This window comes from Priestia sp. TRM10, assembly GCF_057808375.1.
Window position 1 is genome coordinate 352,220 of sequence record NZ_JBJZOT010000011.1, and the last position, 19,955, is coordinate 372,174.

General features: G+C 37.4%; 21 protein-coding genes. 17 read left to right on the forward strand and 4 right to left on the reverse strand.

Translation table 11 applies throughout. The features are described from left to right. Positions 1 to 7 precede the first annotated feature (7 nt). The 10 genes from ACK3CR_RS10100 (at position 8) to ACK3CR_RS10145 (ending at position 9,750) form a co-directional block, all read left to right on the forward strand. Positions 8 to 1,540: a solute symporter family protein gene (locus ACK3CR_RS10100; RefSeq protein ID WP_488975324.1), complete on the forward strand. Its 1,533-nt coding sequence runs from the start codon at positions 8 to 10 to the stop codon at positions 1,538 to 1,540. A 169-nt stretch (positions 1,541 to 1,709) separates the two neighbouring features. Continuing rightward, complete coding sequence (gene dcuS, locus ACK3CR_RS10105; RefSeq protein WP_488975325.1) at positions 1,710 to 3,311, forward strand: DcuS/MalK family sensor histidine kinase; 1,602 nt, start codon at positions 1,710 to 1,712, stop codon at positions 3,309 to 3,311. Beyond that, a complete protein-coding gene (locus tag ACK3CR_RS10110) occupies positions 3,308 to 4,015 on the forward strand; it encodes a response regulator (protein WP_243516672.1) in 708 nt (235 codons plus the stop codon). Before dcuS ends, ACK3CR_RS10110 begins: the two co-directional genes overlap by 4 nt. Before the next feature lie 199 nt (positions 4,016 to 4,214). Beyond that, positions 4,215 to 4,610, forward strand: a complete 396-nt coding sequence (locus ACK3CR_RS10115) for a LiaF transmembrane domain-containing protein (protein ID WP_019394984.1) — start codon at positions 4,215 to 4,217, stop codon at positions 4,608 to 4,610. Between the two features lie 27 nt (positions 4,611 to 4,637). After that, on the forward strand, positions 4,638 to 5,294 hold the full coding sequence (locus tag ACK3CR_RS10120; RefSeq protein ID WP_243516674.1) for a PspA/IM30 family protein: 657 nt from the start codon (positions 4,638 to 4,640) through the stop codon (positions 5,292 to 5,294). Between the two features lie 76 nt (positions 5,295 to 5,370). Further along, positions 5,371 to 6,234 (forward strand): LiaG family protein, encoded by an 864-nt coding sequence (gene liaG / locus ACK3CR_RS10125; protein WP_243516676.1) that lies wholly within the window; start codon positions 5,371 to 5,373, stop codon positions 6,232 to 6,234. Between the two features lie 20 nt (positions 6,235 to 6,254). Then, complete coding sequence (liaF, locus tag ACK3CR_RS10130) at positions 6,255 to 7,031, forward strand: cell wall-active antibiotics response protein LiaF (protein WP_243516678.1); 777 nt, start codon at positions 6,255 to 6,257, stop codon at positions 7,029 to 7,031. After that, entirely contained in the window at positions 7,028 to 8,080 is a 1,053-nt protein-coding gene (locus ACK3CR_RS10135) for a sensor histidine kinase (protein ID WP_019394988.1), read from the forward strand. Before liaF ends, ACK3CR_RS10135 begins: the two co-directional genes overlap by 4 nt. Beyond that, positions 8,080 to 8,712, forward strand: coding sequence for a response regulator (locus ACK3CR_RS10140; protein WP_243516687.1), 633 nt, complete (start codon positions 8,080 to 8,082; stop codon positions 8,710 to 8,712). The genes ACK3CR_RS10135 and ACK3CR_RS10140 overlap by 1 nt, the downstream gene beginning before the upstream one ends. Before the next feature lie 63 nt (positions 8,713 to 8,775). After that, entirely contained in the window at positions 8,776 to 9,750 is a 975-nt protein-coding gene (locus ACK3CR_RS10145; protein WP_328122153.1) for a LacI family DNA-binding transcriptional regulator, read from the forward strand. A gap of 29 nt (positions 9,751 to 9,779) precedes the next feature. Here the strand turns inward: ACK3CR_RS10145 and ACK3CR_RS10150 are convergent, their stop codons facing one another. Beyond that, a complete protein-coding gene (locus tag ACK3CR_RS10150) occupies positions 9,780 to 10,745 on the reverse strand; it encodes an ABC transporter substrate-binding protein (protein WP_488975326.1) in 966 nt (321 codons plus the stop codon). Between the two features lie 183 nt (positions 10,746 to 10,928). Here ACK3CR_RS10150 and ACK3CR_RS10155 point away from each other — a divergent pair, with 183 nt between their 5' ends. From ACK3CR_RS10155 to ACK3CR_RS10170, 4 genes are all read left to right on the forward strand, one after another. Then, entirely contained in the window at positions 10,929 to 11,933 is a 1,005-nt protein-coding gene (locus tag ACK3CR_RS10155) for a FecCD family ABC transporter permease (RefSeq protein WP_430239824.1), read from the forward strand. Further along, positions 11,930 to 12,985, forward strand: a complete 1,056-nt coding sequence (locus ACK3CR_RS10160) for a FecCD family ABC transporter permease (protein WP_430239822.1) — start codon at positions 11,930 to 11,932, stop codon at positions 12,983 to 12,985. The genes ACK3CR_RS10155 and ACK3CR_RS10160 overlap by 4 nt, the downstream gene beginning before the upstream one ends. 67 nt (positions 12,986 to 13,052) lie before the next feature. Beyond that, a complete protein-coding gene (locus ACK3CR_RS10165; protein ID WP_061804630.1) occupies positions 13,053 to 13,883 on the forward strand; it encodes an ABC transporter ATP-binding protein in 831 nt (276 codons plus the stop codon). A 46-nt stretch (positions 13,884 to 13,929) separates the two neighbouring features. After that, positions 13,930 to 14,184: a DUF2573 family protein gene (locus ACK3CR_RS10170; RefSeq protein WP_019394995.1), complete on the forward strand. Its 255-nt coding sequence runs from the start codon at positions 13,930 to 13,932 to the stop codon at positions 14,182 to 14,184. A gap of 22 nt (positions 14,185 to 14,206) precedes the next feature. On the opposite strand, the gene ACK3CR_RS10175 is transcribed toward ACK3CR_RS10170, so the two are convergent. Together ACK3CR_RS10175 and ACK3CR_RS10180 are read right to left on the reverse strand one after the other, a co-directional pair. Continuing rightward, positions 14,207 to 14,527, reverse strand: coding sequence for a spore coat protein (locus tag ACK3CR_RS10175; protein WP_243516696.1), 321 nt, complete (start codon positions 14,525 to 14,527; stop codon positions 14,207 to 14,209). 14 nt (positions 14,528 to 14,541) lie between these two features. Continuing rightward, positions 14,542 to 14,814 (reverse strand): hypothetical protein, encoded by a 273-nt coding sequence (locus ACK3CR_RS10180; RefSeq protein ID WP_040060185.1) that lies wholly within the window; start codon positions 14,812 to 14,814, stop codon positions 14,542 to 14,544. Positions 14,815 to 15,127: 313 nt separating this feature from the next. Between ACK3CR_RS10180 and ACK3CR_RS10185 the strand changes: the two genes are divergently transcribed. Next, a complete protein-coding gene (locus tag ACK3CR_RS10185) occupies positions 15,128 to 16,045 on the forward strand; it encodes a proline dehydrogenase family protein (RefSeq protein WP_111924102.1) in 918 nt (305 codons plus the stop codon). A 38-nt stretch (positions 16,046 to 16,083) separates the two neighbouring features. Here ACK3CR_RS10185 and ACK3CR_RS10190 read toward each other — a convergent pair whose 3' ends face one another. Beyond that, positions 16,084 to 16,230, reverse strand: coding sequence for a YuzL family protein (locus ACK3CR_RS10190; RefSeq protein WP_019394999.1), 147 nt, complete (start codon positions 16,228 to 16,230; stop codon positions 16,084 to 16,086). Positions 16,231 to 16,398: 168 nt separating this feature from the next. Here ACK3CR_RS10190 and ACK3CR_RS10195 point away from each other — a divergent pair, with 168 nt between their 5' ends. Both ACK3CR_RS10195 and ACK3CR_RS10200 read left to right on the forward strand, forming a co-directional pair. Continuing rightward, complete coding sequence (locus tag ACK3CR_RS10195; protein WP_488975327.1) at positions 16,399 to 18,756, forward strand: 3-hydroxyacyl-CoA dehydrogenase/enoyl-CoA hydratase family protein; 2,358 nt, start codon at positions 16,399 to 16,401, stop codon at positions 18,754 to 18,756. Between the two features lie 16 nt (positions 18,757 to 18,772). Further along, positions 18,773 to 19,951 (forward strand): acetyl-CoA C-acetyltransferase, encoded by a 1,179-nt coding sequence (locus ACK3CR_RS10200; protein ID WP_243516702.1) that lies wholly within the window; start codon positions 18,773 to 18,775, stop codon positions 19,949 to 19,951. The last annotated feature ends 4 nt before the right edge of the window (positions 19,952 to 19,955 follow it).

The following is a 19,955-nucleotide window of genomic DNA, read 5'->3' on the forward strand; positions in this document are numbered from 1 at the left end:
GTTTAGGATGAATGTACTTGCTTTTTCACTATTTCTAGCAATTGTAGCTCTTACACTTATTATTACGTATTATGCCTCAAAACGAACAAAAACAACCAGCGATTTTTATACAGCAGATGGAAGTTTAACAGGATGGCAAAATGGATTAGCTATTGCAGGAGACTATATGTCGGCAGCTTCGTTCTTAGGAATTGCTGGAATGATATCGCTTTCAGGTTTTGATGGTTTTTTCTACAGTATTGGTTTTCTTGTTGCTTACCTTGTTGTTCTATACATTGTAGCAGAACCTCTAAGAAACCTTGGGAAATATACAATGGCAGATATGATTGCTGCCCGTTTTAACGAAAAAAAGGTGCGTGGAGTTGCTGCTTTAAACACAATTACAATCTCTATTTTTTATATGATTGCTCAGCTTGTAGGAGCTGGTGGTCTCATTAAACTTCTTCTTGGAATTGATTATGTATATTCTGTTCTTATCGTAGGGGTTCTAATGACTATTTATGTTGTATTTGGTGGAATGACTGCTACAAGCTGGGTTCAAATTACAAAAGCTGTTTTACTTATGATTGGAACGTTTGTCATTTCTATTATTGTATTTTCAAAATTTGATTTTAGCATTGCTAAGATGTTCAGTGAGATGAAAAGTGCTACACCTCTTGGAGAAAGTTTTCTTCATCCAGGTAATAAGTTTACAAATCCTCTTGATATGATTTCTCTTAACTTAGCTTTAGTACTTGGTACAGCAGGACTTCCACATATTCTAATTCGCTTTTTTACTGTAAAGGATGCTATTACAGCTCGAAAATCAGTTGTTTATGCAACTTGGATTATTGGTATTTTCTATATTTTGACGATTTTCTTAGGGTTTGGAGCTGCGGCATTTGTAGGATTTGATAATATTACAGCAGCAGATGCAGCTGGAAATATGGCTGCTCCACTTCTAGCTCAAGTATTAGGAGGAGACTTTTTATTTGCTTTCGTTTCTGCTGTAGCTTTTGCGACGATTTTAGCAGTTGTTGCAGGGCTTGTTCTTTCAGCAGCTTCCGCTTTTGCACATGATTTTTATAGTCATATTGTAAGAAAAGGAAAAGCAACAGAAGGTGAACAAATTATTGCTGCACGCTGGGCGTCAATTGGAGTTGCTGTCCTTTCTATCATATTAGCTCTATTCGCTCAAAAGCTTAATGTGGCATTTCTTGTAGCGCTTGCTTTTGCGGTTGCAGCAAGTGCTAACTTGCCTATTATTTTATTTACGATTTTTTGGAAACGTTTCAATACAACAGGTGCTGTCACAGGTATGCTTGTTGGACTAATTAGTTCTCTTGTTCTCGTCGTTGTAGGACCTAATGTTTGGTCTCCTGAGGTTGGGGGAGCTATTCTTGTAGGAGATCCACTCTTTTCATTAGCAAACCCTGGGATTGTGTCTATTCCACTAGGGTTCTTAGGTGCCTACCTTGGCACAATCTTCTCTAGTAAAAAAGCAGATCAGAAAAAATTTGATGAAATTCTGATTAAAGCAAATACAGGAATGAAAAACTAAGAAAGAAAGGCTGCCTTATTTGGCAGTCTTTTTTATATATTAAAACGATGTGCTTTCTTACGGAGGAGAATAGAAATTCCCGCTAAACGTTTTCTTTTAAGATCAAAATAGTGATAGAATATAGTGTGATTAAAACAGCCCAATTGACAAGAGGCGGGGGTGAAGGTCGATGTTCAAGCATCGCCTAAAGTTAAGCTCTAGTATTATCATCTTTGTTTGTGTTGTTGTTATTTTGTCTTTATTTTTAACAGATACTTTAATTAGTCGAACCATTACTAAAACGATTCGAACAGATCAAGAAGAAAAAGCAATGAACGTAGCCCGAACTGTTGCGCTTTCTCCTATTATTCGAGAAGGGCTCTTACATAAAGAAGAAAGCAAGGAGATTCAGGAGTATACAAAAGATATTCAAAAAGCCACAAAAGTGGAATTTGTCGTTGTTATTGATATGAAAGGCATTCGTAAATCACATCCAAATCCAAAAAATATTGGCAAGAAGTTTTCAGGGGGAGATGAAAAAGAAGTTCTAGAAGGAAAAGAAACTATCTCTATTTCAGAAGGAACACTTGGCATGTCTTCCCGCTCTTTCACACCTGTAATGGATGAGAACGGAAAACAAATTGGGGCTGTTGCTGTAGGAACTTCTCTGAATAAGATTGAACAAGCTTTGCAAAAAGCTCATGATAGTATTTTAGTCGGGTCTATTGTTGGTCTTATCATTGGAGTTCTTGGAGCCATTTTGCTTGCTCGTTATATTAAAAAGACTCTTTTTGGGCTTGAACCATATGCAATTGCTAAAATATTAGAAGAGCGAAATACAATGCTTCAGTCTGCTCATGAAGGTATTGTTGCCGTTGACCGAGATGGTAAGATTACGCTTGTTAACCGCTCTGCTCTGCGTCTTTTTCAAAGAGCAGGCTTATCAAATGAGCCAATTGGGAAGGCTGTAGACGAATATCTGCCCGTATCAAAACTAAGCACTATTTTGAAAAGAAGACAGGTTCAGTTAGATGAAGAGATTAATATTAATGGGGTTTCAATGCTTGTAAACAGAGTTCCGCTTATTTTGGAAGATAAAGTTGTTGGAGCTATCTCAACACTTCGCGATAAGACAGAAGTGAACCAGCTAGCAGAGCAGTTAACAGGAGTACGACTTTATGCAGAAGCGTTGAGAGCACAATCACATGAGTTTAAAAATAAACTTCACGTAATTTTAGGGATGACCCAAATGGGATATTATGATGAGCTATCTGATTACATTAACCAGCTTGTAAATCATCAAAATCAAGAAGTTGGGCTTGTGATGAAACATATTAAGAGCCCTGCGCTTGCTGGTTTTATTATCGGGAAATTAAGCTATGCGAGAGAAGAAAGAACAAGCTTGCAAATTGATAGTGAAACACCTATCCCTGAACCTAAATCACCAGAAGTAACTCACGAGCTTATTACAATCATCGGAAACTTAATTGATAATGCAATTGATGCTGTAGCAAAAGGGGAAAGAAAAGAAGTTACGGTTAATTTACACTATAAAAACAATCGTCTAACGATTGAAGTAAATGATACAGGGGCTGGCATTTCAGAAGAAGTCCAGAAAAATTTATTTATTAAAGGCTTCTCCACAAAAGGAAACAATAGAGGAATAGGACTTTATTTGGTAGAGAGAAGTGTAAGAGAGCTTGGTGGCTATATTGACGTAGAGTCAACGCCTAGCGAAGGAACAACATTTGTTGTAGAACTATTTTATGAACCTAGAGGTGAAGAAGCGTGATTAGAGTCTTAATTGTTGAAGACGATCCAATGGTAGCTGAATTTAATAAACGCTACCTTGAAGAAATAGAAGGATTTGAGCTTGCTGGGGTAGCTTATTCTGTCGATGAGGCACTCGGGAAGTTGCAAGATACAGTTGTTGATTTGATACTTTTAGACGTTTTTATGCCTGAACGTACAGGCCTAGAGCTGTTAGATGAAATTCGTAAACAGCATAAGAAAATTGATGTTATCTTAATTACGGCAGCTTCTGAAGTGGACAAGGTCCAAACAGCATTGCGTTATGGAGCTGTAGATTATTTAATTAAACCATTTGAATTTGATCGTTTTAATCGTGCACTTGTATCATATCGGGAGAAACGAGCATTTTTTGACATGCAAACAAATGTTAAGCAAGAAGATTTGGATCAGAATATTCTAAGTAGAACACAAAAAACAGTTACAGAATCATTGCCAAAAGGATTAACTAAAAGCACTCTTAAAATTTTACTAGCAGCAATCGAGAATATGGAAAAAGATCCATTTTCAACAGACGATGTTGCCGAAGATGTAGGGATTTCAAGGGTTTCTGTTCGAAAATATTTGCGTTTTTTAACAGACATTCATGTATTAGAGGAAAAGATGACATATGGTACAGTAGGAAGACCTGTTTATCTTTATCACTTTAATGAAAAGAATCGTTCACTTGTTAAGAACTATTTGTAAGAGTAGGCGAATGTCGTTTAAACAAACGTTTGATTAGCCTGAAAAAGAGGGTTCTCCGCTAAGGGGAATCCTCTTTTTTTGGTGGACTGACATAAAAATAAGACTAGAGTCTTAGCGCAAAATGCACCGCTAAGACGTTATGAGAACAATAAAAATTACCTATAGTAAAAGTAACGAAACGAAAGGAGGGGACAAAACATTGAATGTAAAAGCATTGCTTGGAATTGTCTTCGTACTTATTGGAGGAAGCATTTTACTAGGAAACGGTTTTTTAGGAGGGATTCTATCATTCCTTGTAGCATGCGTCCTTTTATACTATGGGTGGCTAACGGTAAATAAAGGGGATTCAAAAGGAAAAAAAGTATTAGGCATCATTGCTATTTTCTTTGGAATCATCTTAATTGCAAACGCAGTACCGTTTCTAGCGGGAGTTGCTTTCGCTGCTTTCTTTATCTATGTTGGCTGGAAGATGCTAACAAGCCAAAAAGAAACTTCATCAGAAGAATATCATTACAGTAGCCCAGTTGTTTCAGACCCTGTAACCAAAAGTTCATTTGATACAGAATGGGAAGATTTCTTGAAAAAAGATAAATAATTTAAAACCCCTGAGGAGGAAATAAAAATGGTATTAAGAAGAATTAGAAATATGGTTGTTGCAACAGTAAACGATAACTTAGACAAGATGGAAAATCCGCTAGTGATGATTAATCAATATTTACGCGATATGGAAGAAGAGCTTTCCAAAGCAAGGCATGCTGTCGCTCAGCAAGAAGCTATTAAAGCAGATTTTGAACGTCGTTTAACATACTCTCAAAAAATGAAAAAGAAACGCTATGATCAAGCTCAGATTGCTGTTAATTCTGGTGAGGAAGATTTAGCTCGAAAAGCACTCATGGAGATGAAACAATATGAAGAAAAAGTGTTACAATACGAAGAGATATATGAGCAATCTGTAGCCCAGCTTGTTGAATTAAAAGAACAATTAGGAAAACTAGAAGAAAGAATTCAAGCTTTAAGAGATAAGAGACATACGCTTGTTGCACGTGCAAATGTTGTAAAAGCAAAAGAACATATGAATGCATCTATTAATCGAATTGATTCGAATAGTTCATACAGAGAATTTCAGCGTCTTGAAGCGCGTATTATGGACATGGAAACAAAAGCAAATGTATATACTTCCTACAACTTTGGTGGAGAACAAACATCATTTACAAAGCTTGAGCATGAGGAAGATGTAGAAAAAGAGCTTCAAAAATTGAAAGAAGTACAAAAGGCTTAACTATGAAAAGTAAACAAACCATCGGTGTTCTTTCCGCACCGATGGGAATTTTACTTTAGGCTAAGGAGAAACGAATATGAAAAAATTAATAGGGCTTTTATTTGTTATTATAGGAATAACCGTGCTGTCTAGTTTTCTTATTAATCAAAGTTCTTTTGCATTTGGAGACAAGAGAACGAAAAGTGAGACGTTTGCAGAAGATGAGATTCATAATATTAAGTTAAACATTAAAAGTGCTGATGTTAACTTTATTGCAAAAGACCGTCGAGATATTAAAGTAATCGTAGAAGATAAGCGGGCATTTAAAAAGAGTATAAGCATGAATCAAGTTGGAGATGTGTTAAATATTAAACAAAAAGGTGCTGCGTTTAATATGTTTCAATCTACAAAGGTTACAATAGAGGTACCAAGTAGCTATGAAAGAGATGTAAATATTGCATCAAGCTCTGGTAATGTTTCCATTAAGAATAATGGGGAGAAACCATTGGAATTAGATCGTCTTATCGTTCAAGCTACCTCAGGAGATACGCAGCTTTTTGATATAGATGCCAAACAGCTTCACATTGAAAAGTCTTCTGGAAATGTGAAGGGTGAAAATCTTAGTACAGAGACCACCTTTGCTCATTTAACATCAGGAAATTTGACGCTTAACGGATTTGAAGGAGAAATTGATGCAAAAGCAACCTCAGGTAATATCTCCATTGTAATGGATGAGGTTAAAGGTAACGGAAATGTGAAAGCAACGTCAGGCGATATTGACGTCAAACTTCCACATAAGAGCAATACGCACCTCAAAGCCCATGTTTCTTCAGGCGATATTAACGTAGATCAAAGATTTAAAGTGAAAACACAAATGGAAGAAGATTTAGAGGCTAAAGAAGGAAATGGAAAATACGCTTTCAACATCAAGGCTACAAGCGGTGATATTGATATTCAATAATGGGAAAAGGAGGGGAGGATGTGCGCCTGCCTAAAAACAAACTACTCGGACTTCTAATTGTTTTTATCGGAATTAGTATTTTACTAAACATTATTCATTTAGCTGGTATATTAGCAGGTCCTCTCTTTTTATTTATGGTTGGCGCCTTCTTTTTACGATACAGCAATCGAATGATTGGCATAGGATTTTTAGGTCTTTCAGCAGTTGTTGCTTTTCAAAATATTTTCAATATAAATCTAGCAGGATTAGCAGTTGCAGCAGCTTTTATATATGTTGGCTATCGTCTTCTTTCAGGGAAAAAGATGTGGAAAACACGAGAAAAGCAAGAGAATCGTAAAAAGAAAGGGTTCTTTTCTAAGAAAGGCAAGGAACCTATTTCATTTCAAAAAGAGGAACAAGTATACAAAGAAGATATCAATGTGCGAGGAATACCATACCAAAATTCACTTCTTGGTGATTTTCGTTTGATTAATCATCAGTTTGATTTAAAAGATTTAAATCTTTCTCATCTTATTGGAGATGTGAAAATTGATCTATCTAAAGCAATTGTTCCAGGCGGTGAAAATGCCATTGTTATTAGTGGACTTATTGGAGATGTTGATATTTATGTACCGTATGACTTGGAAGTTTCGGTAACAACAACAAATCTATTTGGGAAAACAAAAGTTTTCCACTATGAACAAAGCGGATTCAATCGCCAAGCCTCTATTGCTACAAACGGATACGAAGGGGCTGATGCGAAAGTGAAGATTGCTATTACCACGCTTATTGGGGATATTGATGTGAGGCATTTATGAAAAGGAAACGATTAAATATTCAGTGGCGCTTTATTAATATTTTCGTAGTCATGAACATTATTACTCTTCTTTTTGTTTTAACAATTGTAATGTCTTATTTCAAACTTAATCCCCTCGATTTTTTGAGCTTGAATTGGTTTAATATCCCCTTTATTTTCTTTCTTCTCTTTGCTGTGATCGGAATTGGTGTTGTAGCAGGCTACTCATATGGAAATCCTCTTAAAGAACGGCTGGAGGTCTTATTTGAATCTATTTTACGGTATGAAAAAGGAAACTTTTCTTATAGATTATCTAACCTTGGGGAAGATGAGGTTGGTTTAATTGGAGAACAGCTTAATCAGATGGCTAGTCAAATTGAAAAGCAAGTAGCTTCTCTTCAAAAACTTTCAGCAGAGAAAGTAGAGTGGCGTGATCAGCTAAGACGTTCAGCTGTTGTTGAAGAGCGGCAGCGTTTGGCACGAGAGCTTCATGACGCAGTAAGTCAGCAACTTTTTGCTATCTCAATGATGTCTTCTGCTGTAAAGGAAATGACGCAGCAGGACAGCAAGCATTTAAAACAACTTACATTAATCGAGAAAATGGCAGGAGATGCTCAGAATGAAATGAGAGCCCTTTTATTACATTTGCGTCCAGCAACGCTTGAAAATAAATCGCTCAATGAAGGACTACAGGAACTTTTGCAAGAATTAAATAGCAAACAAACAATGGACATTCATTGGGACTTTGAAGATATTCTCCTTTCAAAAGGCATTGAAGATCACTTGTTTCGTATTGTGCAAGAAGCACTTTCAAACGTCTTTAGACATTCAAAGGCCAGTGCTGTCGTTGTGAAGCTTCATAAAGTACATAATGGAGTATATTTAAAGATTATTGATAATGGTGTAGGGTTTGATCAGGGAGATACCAAAGCTTCTTCATACGGTTTGCAGTCTATTACAGAGCGAGCAAGTGAGGTTGGAGGAGTAGCCGAGATTATATCGCTTCCTGATAAAGGAACACAAATAACAGTAAAAATACCGATTGTAGATGAGAGTAAGGAGAGAGAATAATGATTCGGGTACTGCTAGTAGACGACCATGAAATGGTTAGACTTGGAATGGCTGCTTATTTAGAAGCACAGCCTGATATTGAAGTTGTTGGGGAAGCGTCAAACGGGGAGGAAGGAATCCAGCTTGCTTTAGAACATAAACCAGACGTTATCTTAATGGATCTTGTGATGGAAGGAATGGATGGTGTTGAAGCAACAAAACGAATCTGTTCATCTATGTCAGATGCTAAAGTTATCGTTCTAACAAGCTTTATTGATGATGATAAAGTGTATCCCGTTATTGAAGCTGGGGCATTAAGCTATTTGCTTAAAACTTCGAAAGCTCATGAAATTGCTTCTGCAATTAGAGCTGCTGCTAAAGGTGAGTCTGTCCTTGAAGCAAAGGTAACGGGAAAAGTGCTATCAAGAATGCGAACGCCTTCACAGTCTTTTCCACATGATTTTTTAACAGCGCGTGAGCTTGAAATTCTTCGTCTTATTGCAGAAGGAAAAACAAATGGAGAGATTGCAGAAGCTCTCTTTATTGCTGTGAAGACAGTTAAAACTCATACAACAAATATATTTTCAAAACTAGAAGTAGAAGATCGGACACAAGCAGCTATCTATGCTCACCGAAACAAACTTGTGGACTAGTTGGATTTATGCATAAGAGTATTCTCCTATGCTTTTTTGCTTTATAAAAGAAGGAGGGAAGAGATGAGTAACATTCGTAAGATTGCAGAGCTTGCAAATGTTTCTATTACAACAGTTTCTAGAGTGTTAAATAATCATCCATATGTGGCTGAAGAAAAGCGAAAAGCAGTATTAGACATTATCAAACAATTAAATTATACGCCTAATATTAATGCGATTCATCTTGCAAAAGGTCACACAGGTATTGTTGGTGTTGTCGTTCCTAATATGACTCTTCCTTATTTCAGCGGTGTTGTAGATGGCATTTCAAATCAAGCGATGGAACATGATTATAAACTAATGATCTATCAAACAAAGTATGAAAGAGAAAAGGAAATTGAAGCCCTAGAAATGTTAAAGAAAAAGCAGGTTGATGGCCTTATTATTATTTCTCGGAAAGTAGAATGGAGTCTTATCGAATCTTATAGTGAGTATGGTCCTATCCTTATTTGTGAAGACCGAGAGAGTAAAAAAATCTCTACGATCTCAATTAACCACTACGAAGGCTTTGCCATTGGAATGAACTATTTGAGAGAAAAGGGACACAAGAGAGTTGGCTGCTGTCTTAATCGTTTAGAAGGATCAAATAGTAAAAAAAGGATACAAGCTTACTATGACTTCGGGGAAAAGTTTGAAATGGATGTTAGAGAACAGTGGATTTTTAAGGGATGTTTATTTATTGAAGACGGGAAAAGAGTGATAGAGCAGTTAAAGAAGATGCCTGAGTCGCCAACTGCTTTACTTGTGGCAAGTGATTATGTTGCAGCAGGGATCATGACGAGTTGTGATGAATACTGGGTAAAAGTTCCAAAAGATTTAGCATTCATAGGTTTTGATAATCACCCATTAGCAGAAGCACTTCATATTACGACAATTGAACATCCGATTGTAGAGCTTGGTTCAAGAGCTCTTGCAAAGATTCATTCAGTTCTGCATGAAGCAGAAGCTCCTTCTCAATCTCAACTTCCTTTAAAATTAATTGAACGGAGAACAGTATAAAAAGGAGGCTATTATTAGCCTCCTTCATATTATTTCTTATTCAAAAAGTATTTTTCAATATCATCAAGCATTTTATCTGCTGCAATTACACCACCTGCAGTGTTCCAAGTGGCATCATCAACTTTATAAACTTGCCCATTTTTAGAAACGGAAAGGTTTTTGAAAAGCTCTTTGTTTGTCCACTCTTTTTCTACTTCATTTCCTTTTTTATCGCCTGTGTCATACGTGAAATAGAAGAGAACATCTCCATCCATTGCAGGAATGCGTTCGTCCGTTACACCCATCTCAGCAAAGTCTGCTTTATTCTGTTCTTCAGGACGCTTAAAACCTAGTTGATCTAAAATAATTCCTGCAAATGTATCTTTATGATAAATTCTTGTTTCACCAGCCATAAAGCGAACAAGTGAGACTTTTTTATTTGTTTCATCCCCAAGCTCTTCTTTTAGTCCAGCAACACGATTATCAAAATCACTTAATACTTTATTTCCTTCTTTTTCTTTATTAACCGTTTTTGCGTACACCTTGAAGTTTTCCTTCCAATCTCCGCGAAGTTCTTCAGTGAAAACAGTTGGAGCAATAGCGTTTAACTTATCATATACTTTCTCTTGTCGTACTTTATTTCCAATAATCAAATCTGGTTTAAGAGCCGCAATTGTTTCAAGACTTGGCTCCATTTCTGTTCCGACAACTTTAACGCCTTTCATGTCATCTTTAATATGGTTATACCATGGGTTGCCTGTCCATGATTGAACAGCACCAACAGGTTTAATACCAAGTGCAAGAAGGGCCTCTGTTCCCTCATTTGTTAACACAACAACTCGTTTCGGATTCTGTGGAACTTTGGATTCTCCCATTGCATGTTTAATTGGTATTGTTTCTTTTTCACTGCTTTTTTCCTTTCCTGAACTTTCACTGTTTCCGCATGCTGCTAATACAAATAGCAATGTTAGGATAGTAAAAAGAGCAAGAAAACGATTTTTTGTAATCTTTAGCATATCTTCATCCCCCTCAATATATGAAAACCATTATCAATTAGATAATAGGAGAAAGAAAATGGAAAGTCAATAATAATTGAAAATGATTTTCAAAGTCATTGACAGTATTTTTATCATCTCATACACTAAAGAGAGAAAAAAAACAGAAAATTTTATACTTAAGATAGAATAGGGGTCACCGTCATGAATCTGAGCACACCTCTTCAAAGAAGTCTTGGCCTTTTTTTGCTCATTCTTTTGTTAATACTTTGTATGTGTTTAAGTGTTTTAATGGGTTATACGAATACAGGAATACATACTGTTATAAATGCCGTATCGCATTTTAATGGTTCTAATGAGCAAATTGTCGTAAGAACTGTGCGAATCCCAAGAGCTTTAATTGCAACGGCAATAGGAAGCAGCTTAGCTATCTCTGGTTTGCTTTTGCAAGCTTTAACTAAAAATCCGCTCGCTTCTCCAGATATTATTGGTTTTAATGCAGGAGCAAGTTTTTTCATTGTGATAGGACTTATGATTTTTTCCATCAATTCGTTGCAGGGATTTACTTGGCTTGCTTTTTTAGGAGCTGCTTTTTCAGGTATTGTCGTTTACTTGCTTGCTTCAGCTGGGCGAGATGGTCTTACACCAATGAAGCTTACGTTAGCGGGAGCAGCAATCGCAGCCATGTTTGCTTCATTAACGCAAGGTTTACTTGTTTTGGATGAACAAGCTCTTGAACAGATGCTCTTCTGGTTGGCTGGTTCTGTACAGGGCCGTGATTTATCACTTTTACAAGCTGTTTTACCTTATCTTGTAGGAGCAACGGCTGTCTCCTTATTTCTAGGAGGAAAATTAAATACACTAGCAATGGGTGAAGAGGTAGCTCTTGGACTTGGTCAACGAACAGGAACTGTCAAACTAATAACAGCAGTTGTGACCATTCTGTTAGCGGGAGGAGCAGTTGCTGTAGCAGGGCCAATTGGCTTTGTTGGCATTATTATTCCACAGCTTGCTCGTTTTGTGATTGGAAATGATTATCGATGGCTCATTCCTTACAGCGGAGTGCTAGGAGCTGTGCTACTACTTCTAGCAGATATTGGAGCACGATATGTAATCATGCCAGAAGAAGTGCCTGTGGGAATTATGACAGCTATTTTGGGAACTCCTTTTTTCATATACATTGCGCGTAGAAAAGGAGAGGTTTTATGAACAAATATACACCTTTTCGGATGCGTAATAGCTTTTCATTCTTAATAGATCGGAAATCATTAAATATTAATATTGTCTTTTTTGTCTTATTGTTGGGGAGCGCGATTGTTGTAATAGGGCTTGGAGAGCAGTTTATTTCCCCTTTAAAAGTTGTTGCTGTCTTGTTCGGGAATGGCGATCCTTTTTCAACGCTTATTGTGAACTCCTTTCGTCTACCTCGAATTATTATTGCGATATTTGTTGGCATTTGTTTAGCAATAGCAGGGGCAATTTTACAAGGAGTGGTAAAAAATCCTATAGCATCTCCTGATATCATTGGGATTACAGGAGGAGCTGCTGCTGCCGTTGTGCTATTTTTGAATCTTTTTAGTACAGATAGTGGGACACTAACTGTGAGTATTGAGTGGCTTCCGCTTGCAGCATTTACTGGGGCCTGTATCATTTCTATTCTTCTTTACCTTTTTGCATGGCAAGGTGGAGTCTCACCCGTTCGAATGGTTCTTGTAGGTATTGGAATGTGGGCTTTTACGAAAGCTGCAACAACACTTCTTCTTATTATGGGACCGATCCATCAACAAAGTCAGGCAAATATTTGGATTACAGGATCAGTATATGGAGCTTCATGGGAAGGAGTTCGGATTCTTTTTCCTATTACGCTTATTTTATTTTTTGTTACAATAGTGATGATTAGAATGATTAATATTCAAGAGTTTGGAGAAGACGTAGCAACTTCAGTTGGAAACCGTGTTCAACTCTCCCGCTTTTTCCTACTGCTTGTAAGCACAGCGTTAACAGGAAGCGCCGTTGCTTTTGGTGGGGGGATTAGTTTTGTCGGTTTATTAGCTCCACATATTGCAAGAAGACTTGTAGGATCATCATTTGGGGCATTACTTCCACTAAGTGCTTTTATTGGAGCAATTTTAGTTTTGATTTCAGATACGATTGGAAGAGTTGTATTTCTTCCATTAGAGATACCAGCCGGAGTCTTTACGGCAGCTGTCGGAGCTCCTTATTTTATTTTTTTACTCTACAAACAGCGCAATGTAGGATAGGGAAACAGAAGTTTATGGAGTGTATAAATGAGAAAAGAAAATTTCTGTTGAAGGAGCGTTAGCACATATGAAGGCAATGGAAACAAAAGATTTAACATTAGGATATGGAGAAACGGTTATTATTGACGAACTGAACTTGGAAATTCCTAAAGGAGAGATAACCGTTTTTATTGGGGGAAATGGTTGTGGAAAATCAACGTTGCTTCGTTCAATGGCACGTTTGCTAAAACCGCAGCAAGGCTCTGTTGTACTTGAGGGAGAAATGATGAGCAAAATTGCTACAAAAGAAGTAGCTAAAAAGCTTGCGATTTTACCACAGGGCCCTGTAGCTCCAGAAGGACTTACTGTGTTACAACTTGTAAAACAAGGTCGTTATCCTTACCAAAACTGGTTGAAACAGTGGTCTGAAGAAGATGAGAGAAAAGTTCAGAATGCGCTTGAATCAACAGGGATGAGCGCTCTTGCGGATCGCCACGTTGATTCCCTTTCAGGTGGTCAACGTCAAAGAGCATGGATTGCTATGACGCTTGCTCAAGATACAGAAATTATTTTGCTTGATGAACCAACAACATATCTAGATATGACACACCAAATTGAAATTTTAGATTTGCTATTTGATTTAAATGAGAAAGAACAGCGCACGATTGTAATGGTACTTCATGATCTGAACCTTGCCTGTCGCTATGCACACCATATTGTAGCTATTCGTGATAAAAAAGTATATGCACAAGGGCGTCCAGAAGATATTGTAAGCTGTGAACTTGTAAAGAACGTTTTTGAAATGAGCTGTCAAGTAACGGTTGACCCGCTCTTTGGAACGCCTCTTTGTATTCCACATGGAAAAGGAAGATGTATTGTTCAGCAAGTAACAAAAAATCAAAATGCAGACGTTGGATAACAAGCAAGCGGTAAAGGGAAACCTTTAAAAGCTTGGAGGGATAATAATGAAAGAAGAGTTCCAAGGTCAATTTTCAGCATTAATTGAAAAATATACAGAGCTTATGCTTGGAGATACGTCAGAAGAACTTCAAGAAAAAATCAAAATGTGGGCTCTGTATACCCATATCTCTAAAACGATGCCACCTCTTGCTAAACATTGGAACAGTCAGTATCCAGACGCAAAGAAAGAAATGATTGATCTTGTGCGGGAGATTAAAGAACTGAACGAGAGACATCGGGAAAATCAAAAAAAGGCTTGATACTTTAGTATCAAGCCTTTTTTTAATGAGTTGGAAATTGATTCATATATCCTTGGAATTGTTCATAGCTTTGCTGAAGTTTATTTGAATCCTGAGCCTCAATACCGTAAAATCCCTTTTTAAACATAAGATTATAAATCTCACGCTGACAGTCTTGTGATTCGTTAAAGATTGATGAAATCTCTTGATATAGTTCATCATGACTAAATTCATTAAGAGCCGTGCAATATGAAGCTGTCATATATTTCTCAGTTGAAAGGATGTCTGTAATAAAATCAAGGTCATTCATTGCAGACGTTTTGTTAATTGGTAATTCTGGATTTTTGATTTTCTGATCAGCCATCGTTTATTTCTCCTTTACTGTAAAGTTTGCTGTGATTGTGTATTTTCGAGATGAGGTAAGATTCTTTCATAATGGCGCTGATGCATTTTACATACTTTTTCTATTTCTTGTGCAATCTCTGCATCTTGACATTGAGAAGCAAAGAAATGTGCTTTTTTCATTGCTACTAAGTTCCACGTTAACATATCTGCAATATAAAGAGCGTCTTTTGTAGAAATGACTTTTGGTGGTTCCATAAACATTGGTTGTGATTGATTTGTACTTTGTTCATTCATTTCATTTTGCATAAAAACCCCTCCTTAAGACCAAAAAATTCTCCTTTATTTTGGCTTCTTTAGGATGTTCCTATTCACCGGAAATTTCATATTATATAGCATAAATATATGTTTGAATGAAAAAAAAAAAGACCTGAGTAAATGAGCCTACTTTTTGAAAAAATGTTTGTCTTTTTTTTAGGGAGGGTAAATTTCTAGTACGTTACCCTTTACACACAGAAACATTTAAAGATATTCAATCTAGCTCTGATGGTCTACTGCTATTTTAAAGGAATGAAATCATTTAAGTAGCATTAAATGTTATTTAATCAAGGGGGAGAAAGAAATGGAACAAGCAATGCGAGGTTTTTTTCTATATTTATCTAGGAATAAAGCGCTTACGAAAGTAGCTAAAAAGTATGGTTTACAATTTGGAGCTAAACGATTTGTAGCAGGGGATACAATTAATTTGGCAGTGGATGTTATTAGAGGATTAAATAATAAAGGATTGGACGTTACAATTGATTATCTTGGTGAGTTTATCGAAAGCGAAGAAGAAGCAATGGAAATGACAAATCAGTGCATTGAAGCAATACAAGCAATCGGACGTGAAAGTATAGAGTCACAGCTCTCTCTTAAGCTCACATCACTTGGACTTGATTTGTCTTCAGATATAGCAATACAAAATATGAAGCGTATTTTAGATGAAGCAGAGGCAAACGGGGTGTTTGTAACAATTGATATGGAAGATTATTCACGCTGTGAGAAAACGCTTAGAATCTTCAAAGAACTTAAAACAAAGTATGATAATATTGGAACAGTGATTCAAGCATATTTGCGACGGACAGAAAATGATATGAAAGAACTTGATGCATACGAGCCAAATTTACGTCTTGTTAAAGGGGCATACAAGGAACCAAAAGAAGTAGTTTTCCCAAAAAAGCAGGATGTTGATGAAAATTTTAAGAAGATTATTGAAATGCATATGCTCAATGGTCATTATACAGCTGTTGCAACACATGATGACAAGATCATCGAATACACAAAAAATCTAGTTTTAAAACATAACATCCCAAAGGAACAATTTGAGTTTCAAATGCTGTATGGGATTCGAACTGAAAAGCAGGAAGAGCTTGTGAAAGATGGGTACAGAATGAGGGTGTATGTTCCTTATGGGACAGATTGGTATGGCTATTTTATGAGAAGACTAGCAGAGCGTCCTGCAAACGTAGCTTTTGTTTTAAAAGGAATGAGCAAAAAGTAGAAAAAGACTTGCTACTATTTTAGCAAGTCTTTTTATCGTTAATGTCCTTGGGTATTTTCTTGTTTGTACTGTTGATTTTGTGATTTTTGTTTTCCCGTATTATCTCTTCCATGAGGACCTGCATTTCCTTTCACACTTGCAGCGCTTACGCCATTTCGAGACGGATTTTTTTGCAAACGTGCCATCGCATAACCACCTCCCTTTTTTAACATAACCTGAAAAAAGCAAAATAACCAAACGATTAGTATTGAGAAAATTCTAAAAATAATATATATTAAAAGAAGGGTAAATAAGGCGTTTTTTAGCCATAAAATGAATGGTTATTCATTCAATAGAGTTTGGAGGGAATTTATATGGTGAAAACGATTCGAAAAGCAGCTGTCATTGGTTCAGGTGTAATGGGGTCAGGGATTGCTGCTTTACTTGCAAACGTAGGTATTCGAACACTCCTCTTAGATGTTGTGCCAAACGAGCTCACAGAAGCTGAAAAGAAGAAAGGATTATCTAAAGATGATGATGAAGTGCGAAACAGACTAGCGAAAACATCGTTAGAGCAATCTTTAAAAAGAAAGCCAGCTCCTTTTACGTCAAAGAAAAACATCGACTTTATAACGATTGGAAATACTGAAGACCATTGGAATGAATTAAAAACATGTGATTGGATTGTTGAAGTTGTCGTAGAGAATTTACAAGTGAAGAAACAAGTGCTTCAAAACATTGATAGAGTAAGAAAGAAAGGAAGCATTGTAAGTTCTAACACATCAGGAATCTCTGTTCATGCCATGTCGGAGGAATGCTCACAAGATTTTAAAGAGCATTTTCTAGGCACTCATTTTTTTAACCCACCTCGCTACCTCAAACTACTAGAAATTATCCCAACAAAAGAGACAAAATCAGCTATTGCTCAATATATGCAAAACTTTGGTGAAGAAGTATTAGGTAAGAAAGTAGTGTTTGCCAAAGACACGCCAAACTTTATTGCCAATAGAATTGGCACATATGGATTGCTTGTAACAGTAAGAGAGATGAACAAAAGTCAGTTAAATGTTGGAGAAGTCGATTCTCTAACAGGGCCTCTTATTGGAAGACCAAAAAGCGCAACATTTCGAACGCTCGATGTGGTTGGATTAGATACATTTGCTCACGTTGCACACAATGTATTTCAGCATGTAGAGGGAGAAGAAAGAGAGTTTTTTACCATTCCACCTTTTATGGAAGCGATGTTAGAAAAGGGCTTTTATGGAAGCAAAGCAGGAAAGGGTTTTTATAAAAAAGAAGGAAAAGAAATTCTTCAATTAAATACTGATACACTTCAATATGAACCACGTCAAAAGTTCCCGCTGACAGATAAAAGTAAAGGCAAGAAGAAAGATATGAAAGCGCTTTTATATTCGTCGAACAGAGAAGATCAATTTCTATGGAACATCATTAGCCCTGTATTACTTTACTCTGCCCATCTTGTGTCACAGATTGCTGACAATATTATTGATATTGATGAAGCAATGCGAGCTGGGTTTGGATGGAAGAAAGGACCATTTGAGCTATGGGATGAGCTTGGTGTAGAAGAGACCGTCGCCAAAATGAAAAACGAAGAAAAAACGGTTCCAAGCTGGGTTGAAGAAATGCTTGAAAGTGGCTTCACTACCTTCTATAAGCAAACCCCTGAAGCTCTATTCTATTTTAAAGAGAGTGAGTACAAAGTAAAAGAAAGAGAAGAAAAAAGGATTCATCTAGCGAGTCTTGAAAAAACAAACGTACTTCAGAAAAATAGCGGTGCTTCTTTACTCGATATGGGGGACGATGTGCTTTGTTTACAATTTACATCACCGAACAATGCAATTGGTCTTGATATTATCGACATGATTCACAAAGGTATTAATGAAGCAGAGCAAAATTATAAAGGGCTCGTTATTGGAAATCAAGGAAAAAACTTCTGTGTTGGCGCCAATCTTGCCATGATGCTAATGGAAGCACAGGACGATAACTATGAAGAAATTGATTTTGTTATCTCCAAATTTCAAGGAGCAATGCAGCATATCAAATATAGCCTTGTACCTGTTGTAACTGCTCCATTTTCCATGACACTTGGTGGAGGAGCGGAAGTTTGTTTGCCTTCTGCCCATATTCAAGCTGCAAGTGAAACATATATGGGACTTGTAGAAGGCGGAGTTGGTCTTATTCCTGGCGGGGGAGGAAGTCAAAACCTTTATCAAAAAGTTCTTTCTCAAAGTGGGAGTGGGACAGATCTTTTAAAAGTAGCTTCACACGTTTTTGAAACGATTGCGATGGCAAAAGTTTCGACTTCTGCTCGTGAAGCAGGGGAGCTTGGTTTTTTAAATCCACAAGATAAAATCACGCAAAATGAAGAATTCCTACTCTATGATGCAAAACAAGCAGTCATTCATCTTTCTTCTGATTATCGTGCGCCTGTACAGCAAAAGATTCCGGTTGTTGGAGAGAGCGGTTATGCGACGCTTTTGCTTGGTGCGCAAAGCATGAAATACTCTGGATATATTTCTGATCATGATTTGAAAATTGCTAAAAAGCTTGCTTTTGTGATCGCTGGTGGGAGACTACCTTTTGGTACAAAAGTGGATGAACAATACTTATTAGATTTAGAGCGTGAAGCTTTTTTAAGCCTGATTGGAGAGCTAAAGTCACAGGAGAGAATGCAGCATATGCTTTTGAAAGGCAAACCATTGCGTAATTAGAAGGGGGAGTAGGACTGTGAGAGAAGCAGTTATTGTAGCTGGAGCAAGAACACCTGTTGGAAAAGCGAAAAAAGGATCATTAGCAAACGTAAGACCTGATGACTTAGGAGCCCTTGCTGTGCAAGAAACGTTGAAAAGAGCAGGCGGATATAGTGGTGAAATTGATGATCTCATTATCGGTTGTTCGATTCCAGAAGCAGAGCAAGGGTTAAACTTAGCGCGGAACATTGGGGCTTTAGCAGGGTTACCGTACACCGTTCCAGCGGTTACGATCAATCGGTACTGCTCATCTGGATTACAAACGATTGCGTATGGTGCAGAGAGTATTATGCTTGGAAAAGCAAATGCAGTATTAGCAGGAGGCGTAGAATCAATGAGCCTTGTGCCGATGATAGGGCATGTGACACGATTAAATGTTCGCCTGGCGGAAGAAAAACCGGAGTATTATATGGCAATGGGGCATACAGCTGAACGAGTTGCCGATAAGTATGGCATTAGCAGGGAAGATCAAGATGCCTTTGCTGTAAGAAGTCACCAAAAAGCAGCAAAAGCAATACAGGAAGGTAAATTTAAAGATGAAATAGTACCTGTGGAAGTACCGATAAGAACGGTGGATGAACATCATAAATGGCAAGAGAAGAAAGTGTTGTTTAGCAAAGATGAGGGAGTACGTCCTGGCACAACAATGGAAGCCCTTAGGCACCTTCGTCCAGCTTTTGCCCTGAATGGTTCAGTGACAGCAGGAAATGCTTCTCAAACAAGTGACGGAGGAGCAGCTGTCTTTTTGATGGATCATGAAAAGGCGAAAGCAGAAGGTCTTAAACCAATGGCCAAATTCCGTTCATTTGCTGTTGGGGGAGTTCCGCCTGAAATAATGGGAGTCGGTCCTGTTGTTGCTATTCCAAAGGCTTTGAAGCAAGCTGGCCTGTCATTGAGTGATATCGGGCTGTTTGAATTAAATGAAGCATTTGCATCACAAGCCATTCAGATTATTAGAGAGCTGGGGATAGACGAGGAAAAAGTAAACGTAAATGGAGGAGCAATTGCGCTTGGCCATCCACTTGGATGTACAGGAACCAAACTAACTCTATCGCTTTTGCATGAGATGAAGCGAAGAGGAGAACAATTTGGCATCGTGACAATGTGCGTTGGCGGCGGCATGGGAGCGGCTGGGGTTTTCGAACTTTTATCATAAAGGG